At 73.1% G+C, this 13,503-nt stretch carries 7 protein-coding genes; 3 read left to right on the top strand and 4 right to left on the bottom strand.

Features of this window, described 5'->3' with window-relative positions; all coding sequences use genetic code 11:
- Positions 1-2,125: 2,125 nt before the first annotated feature.
- Positions 2,126-3,160: a LuxR C-terminal-related transcriptional regulator gene (locus CcI49_RS26535; protein WP_076830376.1), complete on the bottom strand. Its 1,035-nt coding sequence runs from the start codon at positions 3,158-3,160 to the stop codon at positions 2,126-2,128.
- Positions 3,161-3,618: 458 nt separating this feature from the next.
- Here CcI49_RS26535 and CcI49_RS26530 point away from each other — a divergent pair, with 458 nt between their 5' ends.
- Positions 3,619-4,089 carry a DUF6458 family protein gene (locus tag CcI49_RS26530; protein WP_054564538.1) on the top strand — a complete coding sequence of 157 codons (471 nt, stop codon included), beginning with the start codon at positions 3,619-3,621 and terminating at the stop codon, positions 4,087-4,089.
- A gap of 70 nt (positions 4,090-4,159) precedes the next feature.
- Here the strand turns inward: CcI49_RS26530 and CcI49_RS26525 are convergent, their stop codons facing one another.
- The 3 genes from CcI49_RS26525 to CcI49_RS26515 form a co-directional block, all read right to left on the bottom strand.
- Entirely contained in the window at positions 4,160-8,275 is a 4,116-nt protein-coding gene (locus tag CcI49_RS26525) for a LuxR C-terminal-related transcriptional regulator (RefSeq protein ID WP_076830370.1), read from the bottom strand.
- Positions 8,276-8,485: 210 nt separating this feature from the next.
- Positions 8,486-8,785 (bottom strand): DUF4193 family protein, encoded by a 300-nt coding sequence (locus tag CcI49_RS26520; RefSeq protein WP_054564539.1) that lies wholly within the window; start codon positions 8,783-8,785, stop codon positions 8,486-8,488.
- A 547-nt stretch (positions 8,786-9,332) separates the two neighbouring features.
- Positions 9,333-9,710, bottom strand: coding sequence for a co-chaperone GroES (locus tag CcI49_RS26515; protein ID WP_054564540.1), 378 nt, complete (start codon positions 9,708-9,710; stop codon positions 9,333-9,335).
- 395 nt (positions 9,711-10,105) lie between these two features.
- Between CcI49_RS26515 and CcI49_RS26510 the strand changes: the two genes are divergently transcribed.
- Entirely contained in the window at positions 10,106-10,795 is a 690-nt protein-coding gene (locus CcI49_RS26510) for a hypothetical protein (RefSeq protein WP_054564541.1), read from the top strand.
- A gap of 521 nt (positions 10,796-11,316) precedes the next feature.
- On the top strand, positions 11,317-13,491 hold the full coding sequence (locus CcI49_RS26505) for a hypothetical protein (protein ID WP_076830367.1): 2,175 nt from the start codon (positions 11,317-11,319) through the stop codon (positions 13,489-13,491).
- The last annotated feature ends 12 nt before the right edge of the window (positions 13,492-13,503 follow it).

Below are 13,503 nucleotides of genomic sequence, written 5' to 3'. Positions count from 1 at the left end.
TCGGCATGCTGACGCCGGATTCGGGTGGCTACAACCGGCCGGCGGCGGAGAGCCGTGGATGATGTCGTCATGGCCGGGCTGCCACGGATCCGCACGCCTCGCGCTGCTTCAGGCTTGGTGCCGGCGGGGCGATCGGCGTATCGAACAGATGCGGCTCCAGGTGGGGTAGAACGGCGACAACCGAGACGGACGCAATACCGTCAGCGACGATTGGGTCGCGGCGACGCCCCAACCCAATCAGTTGGCCCCTGGCAACGAACGTGCGCGAAATACTAGCCCGCACGTCCTGCTTCCCCGCACCTAGGTGCCGCCACGAAACGATCCCGTGATCCGGCCGGTCACCTGCCTGTCCGGTGTAGGCCATCGGTGGTTCGCCGCCGGTCCGGGCGCGCCGCCACTCCCCCGCGGGCGCGGTGACGGCGGTCACGGACGCATCGTGCGAAGGCACGTTGTTCACCGCGGCGACATAGTCCAGGTGTCGACAGCAGATCCATTTACAACGGACTCGCGACTGATTTCCGGTGCTAACACGGGTTGAAACCTGGCTCTGGTACGGCGCGCCAGATCCGCGATCGAACCCGGCAGGAGAAACCGCACTGGCTTTCTTCGGTCGGGCAACGCACGTGTGACAGCAGACCGCACGGTTTCCCCACGACATGGCATTCATCCAGGTGTTCCTCCGGTCCGTGCCGGAACAGCGGCCCGACGTCCGCCATGAACGGACGGGCGCGCTGACAGCGGACTCGTCTCTTCTGCCCTCCGAACCTGCCGCGCTATGGCCCGTTCAACCTAGTCACTCTTCGGGCACAGCCGCAAGCACAGGCACGGCAGTTTTCCGTCGACGCACCCGGCAACCTCAGCACTGGATCGACAAATGCCCTGTTCAATGCACTGCGGCACCGCGGTCGAAACCAGGATCCGGGTCGCGAGCAGCGATGCTCCGTGCTCTCCGTGAGCGTGCGAAACACTAGTCACCGCACCGTTTGGACCACCCGAAGTAACTACACCGTCGTTCACGAGATGCCCGGCGGACAGATCGGGACAGCTCTCACCCGCGGATCAGGGGCGGCTGCGGTGGATGCCGTGGCAAGGGCATTGACGGCGGGCACCGCGGGACTCGTCGGGGCGGTGAGCACTCGTCAGGGCGGCGGCACCACGAAGCGAGAACCCAGGCCGATGCGAGTTCCGCGCTCCCTGGCATGCGGGCCCGGCTGCAGGGGGCAGCGGCGACCACGGTGTCACCCAGCAGGGAGAGGCGGTCATCTCCCGCCGGAACAGCGGACAGACAGCCCGGCTCCGGCAACCGTGGCCAGGGGGTCACAACCCGCCACGAGACCGCTTCAAGTCGCAATCGACCATGCTGTCGGCCGCACCCTGCCGGCGACGGTAGCTACCCGCCAACGGTGGGACAAGTACGCCTGGGACCTGACCATGCCGAGTGGCCCGATGGACCCCAGACGCGGGGGGACGACAGCTATACCCAACGGACGACCAATCTACCCGGTTCCCTGGCCGACGGCGGCGGCCGACCGGGCGCCGCATCCGGTGCGCCGGGACGGCCCCGGCGCTGGCCGCGCAGGCCGCCGCGCCGGGCCCGGATGCGGTACGGGCCCGGCGCGGCGAGTGCGTGCACGCAGGTATCTGGACGGTCGGCCGCGGCCGACCGGGCGAAGCCGGACCGTGGGCTGGTCCGTATCGCGGTTCCGGTCAGGCGGGCGGAACCGGCCGGTGCGGAGCTGTCCGAGGTGGAGCTGTCCGAGGCGGAGCTATCCGGGGCGCGACCGGACGGTGTCGTCCGGGCCGTGCTGTGCCGGGGCGCGGGTCAGGCGTCTGTCTGGCTGACGTCCGAAGCAGACGGTGCTGGATGCGGACGGTGCTGGATGCGGACGGGTGCAGCTGGAACACGTACTGCTGGAACACGTACTGGCGGAACATGTCCCGGTGGGCCAGGACAGATGGGACGGCTGCCGGTCGGGACGGCGGGGCGACTCCGACGGACAGACAGCGCTGGCTGGCTGCAGGCAGGAACCCGTGCCGGCCGGGGCACGGCCGGGCAGGCGATGCCGGCCATGCGAGCAGCGCCGACGCAGGTGCGGTACCGGAGCGAACCGGACCAGGGCCCTGACTACAACCGGGGCAGCCCCGGAGCCGRCATCGAGCCCATCTCACGCTGCCAGGCGAGGGCGAGCTGGGTGCGGTTCGAGCAGCCCGTCGCCACCAGCGCATGCGTCAGGTGGTGCTTCACGGTGTCGATGCTGATGCAGAGCGCCTCGGCGACCTGCCGGTTCGACTGGCCCTCCGCGACCAGGCGCACGACATCGCGCTCACGGGCGGACAGCTTCGCCGTCACGGCCGGGCCGGGGTTCACGCGGATGTAGAAGCGCAGCAGGTTGCCCAGGTGGCGGGCCAGCACCGCGCCGACAGCCCGGTCCCGCGGGCCGAACGCGCCGGGGCGGGGGTCGAGCAGCGAGACCACGGCGCCGACGCCACTGTTACCGGCGAGCCTGATCAGCAGCTTCGCGTGGATGCCGTGGGCGCGCAGGAAGCGCTCGAGCCGCAGCCGCACCTCGGGACGGTCGGGCACGCCGATCTCGTCCAGGGTGACGAGCCCGCGCTCCCACATGAGCCGCAGGCTCTCCGGGTCGTTGAAGACCTCCAGGCTGCGGTAGCGCTCCAGGAACGGCCCTGCCATCCGCAGCGCGAGGCCACGGCCGGTCGGGCGGGCGTCCTGGAAGGTCGCCTGCGGGGAGGAGCCCAGGAAGAAGGCGGAGTGGCGGTAGCCGAGGTGACGGGCCATGCCGTCCAGGGCGGCCTCACGGAACGCCGGGAGCGAGGCGGCGCGCTCGCAGTCCTCGACGACACGCAGCACGCCGCGCAGCTCCGCCGCGCCCAGGGCCAGGTCACGCGGCACCTGGGGGCCGCGGGCGGGGACCGCCGGCGCCCGGGCGGGAAGCCCCGCCGCGACCGCGCCGGGACGAGTCCGCGCCGCGGGGTGGCCCACCGCAGACGTCGCGGTGATCGGCGCGTGCCGCGTGGCGGGTGCCCGGTGCGGCGCGGGAACGCCGGACGGCCGGGCAACCCCCGCTGATGTGTCCATCGTCACGGCGAGCCGGCCAGTGGCCGGACGAGCGCTGGGGCTACCATCGGGATTGCTGAGCATTCGGTCAGTCACACATGCCTCCGGGGGCAGACCGACACCAGGTCACTGGCCGGTAGTCGCGAATCAGCCGGCGTATTTCCGGCCAAGCTGGACATGTTCGGCAAGCCTAGGGCCGCGACTACCCAGATGCCAGCCTGCGACACCTACTTTCTGGCGCCTGATAAGCCTGACTGGCTTATCTGACTATTGAATCTCAGCTCATGCGCCGTTTACCCGCCAGCCATCGTCAATTGTGACCGCGCCGACACGGCGCGTAACGACAACGGCAGGACTCCGCCACCCAAAGGTGCCAGCAACGGCCCTCGAATTGGCCCGGACCGACCACCACCTCCACCTTCGACCACGGGCGTGTAAACGGTCGACACGGAGGGTAGTTTTCTTACCGGTAGCATCTAACTGCTCACATCAAGTCACCAGCCAGGCGTGTGCCGTGAGCACGCCGCTGCGAGGTGAGGCATGTGACGACCGGATTCTCGATCTTCCTGCTCGCCGCCGGGGCGATCCTGCGCTTCGCGTTGTCCTACCGGTTGAACGGCGTCGACCTGCATGCGCTCGGATCGATCATCATGGCCACCGGCGCCGCCACCCTGTTCGTCTGCTTCATCCGGGACCTGCGCACGGCTCGCCGTCGAAGGCCGGCCCCGGTCGCGCGGACGCTGCCCCTGGGCACGCTGATTCCCCCGGAAGATGGCACCGCCGAGTGGAACTGGCCCGCCGCGGAATCCGCGCGGAGCGCCGATCCCGGTGGCCCCGGATTTCGTCTCGCCGACGATGGCACGTCCTCCTGGCACACCCCCCGTCCGGGGATCCCCCGGCCCTGGGAGGACACCGGCCACCCCGGCTACGCCGCCGGCGCCTGCCCAGGGGACGGCGCCGACGACTGGCCCGAAGGTGGTGGCACCTCCGACACGTGGTCGCACCAGCGTTGACCGCACCGGCCGGCGGTCACACCGCGCCGGATGGTCGGAGCAGGCCGGGCGGTCAGAGCAGGCCGGGCGGTCAGAGCAGATGCAGGGCGCGGGCACGGTGGACGGCGTCCCTGCGCCGGGCGACGTCCAGCTTGCGGTAGATGCTCTTGAGGTGCGTCTTGACGGTGTTCACCGAAACGAACATCTCCGCCGCGATCTCCGCGGTGGTGAGCATCGTCGGCAGGTAGCTCAGCACCGCCAGCTCACGCTCGCTGAGCAGATCAGCGGAACCCGCGGAACCAACGCGCGCCGCCCGCCGAGGGTCCCTGCCGGGCCCGCCAGCTCCGGTATCGGTGCCCGCGGTGTCGGGACCGACGTGGACCGACCCGACGCGGTTGGGCACCCCCGCGGCTCCCTGGAAGGCGGCCGGGTTCCGCAGGCCGCCAGCGGCAGCTGTCGCCGCCGACGACGACACACGATCGTCGTCCCAGTACGCCGAGGCTCCCCGGGAGGCCGGGTCCGCGAGCGGCCTGGTCGGCGCGGGCACCACCACCTCGACGGGGCCCGCGACGCCAGCCGGGCCCCACTGGCCGGTCTCGCCGCCAAACCCTGCCTCGCCGCCCCGTCCCGCCTCGCCGTCACCGCCGATCGCAGTGCCCCGGCCGGCCTGGCCGCTCCGGCCCGTGACGCCTCGGGTTCCCTGACGTGGCCAGCCCGGCCCCGCACCGTTCGCGGCCCCTTCGACCCCTTCGACCCCTGAGGCCCCTGCGGGCCCTTCCGGCACGGAGCCGGCGGCCGCGGAGCGCGGTGGTTCCAGTTCCGACGGCCCCACCGTGCCACCACCCGCCGCCTCGCGTGCCTGCGCGTGTCGCGCGGCTGGCATGCGCGAGGCGGGCAGCCCGGGCACCGGCAACCGCAGCGCGCGCCGCCGCTCGGCGGCTCGCAGGCCCGGAAGCCGAGCGGACGGCGTCCCCCTCGACGCCGCGCTGCGGTCGAGAGCCGCGACGAACTCGGGGTGGCTGTCCGCCAGCTCGGGATGAGCGGCCATCAGGCCCAACAGCTCGTCCCCGGCCTCCACGAACGGCGCGACCATCCCCTCGTCCACGGCGAGCGCCATGGCCCGCGCGAGCAGCCCACCGGCTCTGGCGTGGTCGTCACGGCGGGCGGCCGCGACTGCCCCGAGCACGCAGGCCGCCACCAGGCCCGCGCCGCCGTCGTCGGCCCGCAGCAGGGGCGCGAGCACCTCCTCCGCCGACGGCACGTCAGCACAGGCCAGGGCCGAACGCGCGAGGGAGAGCAGGACCTGCGGGTCCGTCGCCGTGCGGTCACCGGCACGCAGCAGTGAACGACGGGCCGCCTCCGGGGCGCCGGTCGCGACGAGCAGGTCCGCCTCCGCCGCCCGGCGCGCGGCCGCGCCCAGCGGCGGGGTGGGGCCGGAGCCGGCAGCGGCGAGCATGCGCCGCGCCGCACGCACCTCGTCGGCTGATCCGTGCAGGAGTCGCAGCCGGGTTTCGCACACTGTCGCGATCTCGACGAGGAACCCGGGGCTCGCAGGCGTGATCGCCCTGCGTGCCGCGGCGAGGCTGCGCTCGGCCTCGACCAGGTCGACGCGCTGCAGATGCACCATCGCGGCGGCGAGGTGGGCCTCGGGCAGACCGGGAACGGTCTGCTGCGCCGAGGCGGGCGTGGCGGCGGGCGTGTCCCGGCCCGCGGCGGCGCCTTCCACCCGAGTGATCACCAGACGTAGCTGGCTCTCGGCCTGCCGCAGCCGGCCGCGCAGCGCATACTGCAGCGCCAACGCCCCCAGGCAGGACGTCTCCACCCCGGCAAGTCCCGCCCGGCGGGCGGTCGCGGCGCCATCGTGCAGCACACTGGCGGCCACCGAGAGCCGGCCGAGCCACAGCTCACCCCGACCGCGGGCGCACAGAGCAACCGCCCGAACACCCTCGTCCATCCGCCGGGCCGGCCGGGGCTGGCTCCTGCGCGGCTCGGCCCGCGGGCCGTTCACGTCGGCCCGCGGACCACCCGGACCGCCTGGACCGCCCGGACCACCCGGACCGCCTGGACCGCCTGGACCGCCTGGACCGCCCACTGTTCCCGGCACCGAGCCGGCCGGCGCAGCTGACACAGCTGCCGCAGCTGCCGCGGTCAGCTGAGTCTGCGACCCGCCCCCAGCCCCGGACGCGCCGGCACGCAGCAACCTCCGGGCGGCCACGATCATTTCCGTGGGCTCTCCGGCCAGCTCGGCCCGATACAGCTCCACGACGTCGATGCGTTCGACCAGCGTCCTACGGCGAGACACGTCGTGGCGCGCCGGGCTCACCGGCAGCCCCGCGCGGGCTGACGACAGGCTCGCGGCACCCGCCTCCAGCCGACCCGAGCGCAGGTGGGCGACCGCCAGCACCAGGTCGCATTCGGGCGACAGCCCGGACGCCCTCGCCGGCACCTCGGCCACCAGCTCGCTCAGGTCGGGCTCGCCCCCGAACAGGATGTCCACCAGCGCCGAACCGTCGACGAGCAGACAGGCCAGGTACCACCAGTCACCGGCGCGCAGCGCATGGCGGGCCGCGTCGGAGGTGCTGTCGTTGGCCGCGAACCACAGGGCCGCACGCAGGTTGAGCTCACGCGGATCCTCGTCCGGGTCGCGCAGCAGCAACCCGTGCAGCATCAGCGCGAACATCCGGTTGTAGCGGTACCAGTCCCAGGCCAGGCCGGCGGATGACCTCGCCTCCGCCGCGGCGACCGGCGACGGCGCGGCAGGCTCCAGCGGTACGAGGAATCCGCCGGTACGGGCGAACTCGCGCAGCAGGTGGACCGCACCCCGCCACGTCGACGCCGGCCCCGGCGTCGGGGCGGCCGCCGCGACGGCGGTACCGCCGGGTGCCGGCGCGCCCGCCTCCCGGTACTCCGGCACACCCGCCGGAGCGCTCCGGGCGTCGATGGCGGCGACGGCCGCGGCGAGCGGGCCGGTGAGCCGTTCCAACACGCTGGTCCGGAGCAGGAACCGACGCACTGGCTCCGCGTAGTCCGCCAGGACCTCGGCCTGCAGGTAGTCGGCGATGGCGGCCCGCGGCCCGCGGGCCGGATCAAGCTCCGGCGGCAGCAGCGGCCTGCCGGATGGCAACGTGCCCTGGCCGGGGTCTTCCGCGCCGGTCACGCCGACCGCGCCGACCGCGCCGACCGCGCCGGCACCAGCCACAGCGCCGCCGACACCAGCCGCGGTATCGGCGGAACCGGCCGCGGCCTCGGCCTCGCCGGCAACAGCATCAGCCTCACCGGCCACAGCATCAGCAGCGTCGGCAGCGCGGGCCGCGGCGAGCCGCAGGCCCACCGCCCAGCCTTCGGTCCGCTTCCACAGGGCCGCGATGGCGGGCTCGCTGACCCGCAGGCCGTGGGCGGCGAGCAACGCCGCCGTCTCGTCCCTGGTGAAGGCGAGGTCCGCCGCGCCGATCTCGGTGACGGTGCCCTCGGCCCGCAGGCGGTGGACACGCAGGACCGGCTGTCGCCCGGCGAGAACCAGGCGCAGGTGCCCCGCGCCCTCGCCTACCAGGAGTTCGAGCCCGGCGATGTCCGCCGGTTCGTGAACCAGATGGGCGTCGTCGAGGATCAGCACGGCCGGCACCGGGAGCTGGGCGAGCTGGTTGACCAGCTCCCGCTGGAACCACTCGGGGTTCGTCCCGGCGGATTCGGCTTCCAGGCGTTCGAGCCGCTCCGGGCACGGCAACGCCGCGTCACGGCGCAGTCCGCGCAGGATCTGCGACCACAGCGACACGGGTGACGCGGGCGACACGGGCGGCACCGGTGCCCGGCCGGCGGGCATGGAGGAGCGACGACGTCCGATGACAGGGTCGACGCGCAGCCACACGACGGGGTGCGGTGAGCGGCCCGACCGGGCCCAGTCCGCCAGCAGCACCGTCTTGCCGGTGCCGGCGGGAGCGCACACGGCCGTCAGTGGGCCGTCGACCGCCAGGTCAAGGCGTTTCAGCAGCCTGGGCCTGGACACGAGCGGAACAGCCGGCCGGGGTGGGAACACGCGGGCGCCGAGCGCGGGCAGTCCCCCGCCCGCAGGCGTCAGCGGCGGCCTCGGCGCCGCCGCGTCCGCATCGACGGCGGCACTGTCCACACTGTCCACATCAATGGCGGCCCGTCCGGGACCGGCAGCCACCGGACCACCCGGACAGACCTCCGCCTCCCACGCCTCGACCATGTGATCACCCCCGCTCACCATGCCAAGGGTAGTGGTACAGCCACCCTCCGCATTCAGCAACCAGTGAGGCGGTGTCGCCCGCGAGACGGCGGGCCCAGGCGGTCACAGGGGCGTGCGATATCCGGACGGACGCGGACGGTTCCAGAAGCGCCTGGYAGGTGCGCTCTTCTCCGGAACCGTCCGCTCAGCGTCGCGGACCCGCGATCGGTGTCAGGCGGCGCAGTCGGCGCAGACCGTCCGTCGCGGGTCGGCAAGCTGGCTGCGGTGCTGCACGAGAAAGCAGCTGGTGCAGGTGAACTCGTCAGCCTGCCGTGGGAGCACGCGCAGCGAGAGCTCCTCGTCCCGGACGTCGGCGTCCGGAAGATCCAGCTCAGCCTCCAGCGCGTCCATGTCGTCGCCGAGGTCGGCGGCCGCGCCGGCGCGCTGGGCCTTCAACGTCTCCAGGCTCTGTTCCTGGAGCTCATCCTCCTCGACATCCGCGCTCCGCCGAGCGTCGAAGTCACGAGCCATGCCTCTCCTTACCTTTCCTCGTCCTCACAGACCGCGGCCTGTCGACACCGGCATCGATCCGGACCACAGGATCGAGCAAGCACCGTACCTGAACGGCATCGGCTGATCACAATAAGCAGTGGCTCTGGCCAGAGAAGTGGGCGCCAAGCAGATGTCCGCATTCCCCATGCCCCGGAGCCGGTACCCACGGCCACCAGTTCGGAACGCGGATCTCCAAAGCCGCCCGAAGGATACGGGCCAAAGAGTCGCCAGACCAAGCAGGGGCGCTTCGGCGCGGTGTCACTCCCGCCACATCCGGATCTGGATGGGTTGCGCCACGGCCCGTGATGCCCCACCTCGACGCCATGATCGGACGTCGATCGGACCGCCGCGGCGGAGGACATCGAGGTGGCGCGGACCACTCTTCGGTGGTGTCGACGGCTCGGATGTGTCAGCACGCGTCGGCACGCCGACACCCGCGAACTGGGCGATCACGGTGACGGACGGCCGGCGACAGCGACCGGGGACAGCGGCCCGACGAAGGTCGCGCCGGCCGGAGCCCCCCGGGTCAGAGGTAGAGGCCGGTCAATCCGTCGTCGAGGCGTTCCGCGGCGACCGCGTGGACGTCCCGTTCCCGCATCAGGATGTAGGTCGTGGAGTGCAGCTCCACCTCGGCCCGATCCTCGGGGTCGTACAGCACCCGGTCACCGACCTGGATCGTGCGCACGACCGTGCCGATCGCGACCACGTCGGCCCACGCCAGCCGCTTGCCCATCTGCGCGGTCGCGGGGATGACGATGCCCGCCTTCGAACGCCGGTCCGCGGAATCCTCCCGGGGCCGCACCAACACACGGTCGTGCAGCAGCCGGATCGGCAGGGATCCACTCGTCGCGTCGATGCCGACCGCACCCCCGACACCGTCGACATCGCCGGAAACTACGCTCACAGGCTCGGACCCTACCCGCCCGCGGCAGCATCGCCGACCGGATGTAGCCGATTGCCCCACTGCATGCCACCGGGGCCCCCGCACCCAGCCGTCGCGCCCGGACTGTCGCGCCCACCAGAAATGCCGGGGCGGATCCGACAGCGCCCGCCAGCAGGGCCGCAGCAGATCCCCCAAACAACCACAGACACCCCACCAGCCACCACAGACCTACCAACCAGCCCGGATGAGGAAAGGCACCTCAACGCGGTATAAGCTGCCGCCCATCGTCATCCGGGCCCGCACGGCCGGGTGCCGCCAGGCGCGCCGGGGGGGATGCCCGGCACCCAGCAGAAGCGTCCGCGTCGGAAGCCAGGTCAGCCGATCGACACGCACGAGCCAAGGGATGGGGCAAACCAATGGCGCTGAGAATCAGTGTGGACCTCGAGGGGCTGCGCTGGGCCGACCTCTTCCGGTTCGTCGATCTCGCGAGAAGCGGCGGCATCGGTCCGGACGACCAGGTCGACGTCATCACCTACGGCAGCGACCCGATGTCGGTGAGCCTTTCCGCCCGGATCTATCCGGCGTCGGACGGTTTCCTGTCCAGCGAGCAGCCCGAGCTCGGGCCCGGTGACGGCCTGCGCGGCGCGGCACCGCTGTCCATCGCCCCCGGCAGCGGCTCGTCCGGCGGTTTCGGCTACGACGGATCCGCCGACCGCTCCGCATCGTCCAACGGCAACCACTACCCCTCGTTCGACAACGGGGCCGACCGCTCCGCCTCCGCGGCAGGCAACCTTCCCGCGTACGGACCGCCCGGCTACGACAGCCAGCTGGAGCGGGGCACACCGCCTCCGCCGCCGCCCCCGCCGCCCCCGCCCTCCGGTGGATCGCACTACCCGGCCTTCGACGCCCCGACCGATCGGCTCGCAGGCCAGAGCAACGGTCAGTTCGCCGGTTTCGAGCCTGTGTTCGACCGTTCGCAGGGTGCGAAGGAGCCCGGTGGCGCGGGCGGGGTCGAAAGCCCGTACATCGAGGAGTTCGCGCGTCTCCAGGAAGGCCTGATGCGTCAGGTCCGCCGCGACGGTGAAGTCCGCCCCGACCGGACCTGACCTGACGCCTGACCGAGCAGTGGGGTCAGTGGGCGGGTCCGCGTAACCGGCCGCCCCGCGCCGCCGGACGCACCGGCGCCGGCAGCGCACCTGATGGCCGGCAGCCGCCCCTTGGCCCGCGTGCCCAGCTGACCCGCGTGCCCAGCCCACCGCAGGCCGGCTGACGAACCTGCCTGGCACCTTCGGGTAACCGGCGCCACATGCACCATTCGCATGGAGGCCGACCGCGCACGGGCCGGACCGCCCACATATGCCCTGACTAGGGATATTTCGGTGGAATCGGCGGCTCGTGGCACCCATGGCGGCCCACCCGTGCCACCGGGACGCACTCCGCGCCAGGGCATCGGGTGAGCGCATGGAACTTTCGCTCCACGATTGTCAGCGCTGCGTGGCGACGAAAGCACACTGCACATTCAATCGCTTCCGACTTCGTACGCAGATGGTGATGACAACGTCACCAGTTACCCGCTGTGGCGGTGCCGCCCGCACGTATCCGCCCGCAATGGTGCATGCTGCCTTCGATGGAGGACCCGCGCGTAGTCGACGTCGAGCAGTACCACGGTCAGTTGCGCTCGGAACTCGAGATGATCGCGAACGGACCGGTACTGGCCGGACCGCGGATCGTCGAACACATCAATTCGCTGATCGCCTTGATTGGCCTCCATCAACCGAACGAGTTCGACCTGTGCCTGGGCTGTGACCGGCTCTGGCCCTGCGCCACCGTCGTCGCGATCACCGGCGAGCTCGAGACCACCGAGGACGAAGTACCGCCCCGTCCCCTGCCGGTGCCGACCGCATCCCGTACCGGCCCCGGCGAGGTTCGAGGCACGGCGCCGGCCGGGCGCCCGGCCGGCGGCCAGCCTCAGGCCCCGGACCGCATGCCCACCCCGCCCCCGCCTGTCGATACCGGCGCCATACCGCACTTCGACACCGGTTCCATGCCACGCCCAGGCACCGGTGCCATGCCGGCCCCCGCCCCCGCCGCCGCCAGAGACGGCTCCCCGGCCCCAGGCGGCCCTGGCGGACCGGCACGCAGACCTGTCTTCGGCGATCCGCTGGCCGGGATCCGGCGTCCGGGAGCGGGCGAGGCCCAGCCGGCGCAGCCCCAGCCCCAGCCCCAGCCGGCGCAGCCTCAGGCCCATCCCGGGGCGCCCCAGCCGGGCCAGCCCCGGCTCCAGCCGCCCGGACAGCCCGCGCCCGGGCGCCCGCCGATGGGTGTCCCGGAGCCGGAGCGGCGATCCGGGCCGTCGCTCTTCCAGCCCGCGGCCGCCCAGTTCACCGATGGCGGCCTCGGGCAGCAGCACTCCATGCCTCCACATGGGTCGGACGTCGCCAGGGATCCGCGTGAGCGTCAGGCTCCCGGCGGGCCGCCGCCGGCGCCGTTCCCGCGGCCGGCCGCGGCGTCCTACGATCGCCCCGCCGCCGGCCCGCCCGCCGGGCCGATGGGCCAGCCCGTTCCCCCGGGTCAGCTGCCTGAGCCCGCACGCCCAGTGCAGTCCGGGCAGCCGCCCTGGGTCGGGCCGCCGGTGCCCGCAGGGCCGCCCACCCACGCCGGCCAGCCCACCTACACAGGTCAACCCGGCCAGCCAGGCCGGGACGGATACCCGGACCGCAACAGCTATCCGGACCGCAACGGTCAGCCGTTCGCGCGCCCGGCCGCCGCGGCAGGCGCTGGCCGTCCGAGCGGCCCCGTTCCGACCCGGCCGAACCCGGCGGGTCCGACCGCGGACGGCCAGATCCCGACCGGGCAGATCCACACTGGGCAGGTCCACACTGGGCAGGTCCCGACCGGGCGGTTCGCGCCCGGGCAGGTCCCGACGGGCCCCGTCCCCAACGGCCACTTCTCGAACGGGCAGGTTCCGAACGGGCAGGCCTTCACCGGCCCGGTACCCACCGGGCAGATCCCCCGCGGACCGGTCCCTGCCGGCCAGGCTCCCACCGGGCAGTTCCCGACCGGGCAGGTCCATACCGGGCAGATCCCGACCGGGCCCGACGCCCGCGGGCCGGAGCACCGGCAGCCGCCGGCCGCGATGCCGCCTGCCCCGGCACGTCCAGGTACGCCCGAGCCGCAGCGGCCACCCGCCGCCGCCAGGAATCCGAGGGCGGCAGCGGGTGGCGGCGACCGGGTGTCCGTACCTACGTCCCGGCCAGCACCGCCGATCTCCGGCCCGGTCGAGATGACGGCGGCGAGCATCGCGGCCGCGCGGGCCGCCGAAATGGCCCGAGCCGCCGCGGCGGCGGCTGCGGCCGGACCACAGGCTCTCCGGCCCCCGGACAACGTTCGCGGTGCTGATCGGGGAGCTCGCCCACCCGGGGGGCGGCTGGCCCCGGAACGGGGCCGGCACGCGGGTCCGGAACAGCCGCGCCCGCAGGGGTCGCCGTGGAGCAGCCAGGCCACCGAGCAGCGCCGTCCCATCTCTGTTGACGACTCGTGGGCCGGGACGGGCCGCGATCCGGCCCCTCGCCTCGGCCCGGGCGGACCTGGCGGTGCCGGGCAGCCCGGCGCCAGCCTCGGGCCCGACGTCGCGGGACCGACGGTCGGCGGCGGAGGGCCACCGGTGCCGCGGACGGGGCCGGCCACGGCGGGCCCGGGCGGCCAGGGCGGCGCTCAACCGACGAACGCCGAGCTCGAGGCGGTCGCGCGCGCCTGGCTCGCCCGCAAGGACTCCGTGCTGGACGGCATCGATGTGATCTGAGTCAGCAGGACG

The sequence above is a fragment of the Frankia sp. CcI49 genome (genome assembly GCF_001983215.1).
Classification (GTDB): Bacteria; Actinomycetota; Actinomycetes; order Frankiales; family Frankiaceae; genus Parafrankia; species Parafrankia irregularis.
The sequence above is the reverse complement of the archived record's forward strand: the minus strand, read 5'-3'. Positions and strand labels throughout refer to the sequence as shown.

Coding starts and splice junctions, on each gene's coding strand:
- CcI49_RS26525 (WP_076830370.1), bottom strand. CDS start 8,275: ATGGTCGAGGCGTGGGAGGCGGAGGTCTGTCCGGGTGGTCCGGTGGCT.
- CcI49_RS26520 (WP_054564539.1), bottom strand. CDS start 8,785: ATGGCTCGTGACTTCGACGCTCGGCGGAGCGCGGATGTCGAGGAGGAT.
- CcI49_RS26510 (WP_054564541.1), top strand. CDS start 10,106: ATGGCGCTGAGAATCAGTGTGGACCTCGAGGGGCTGCGCTGGGCCGAC.
- CcI49_RS26505 (WP_076830367.1), top strand. CDS start 11,317: ATGGAGGACCCGCGCGTAGTCGACGTCGAGCAGTACCACGGTCAGTTG.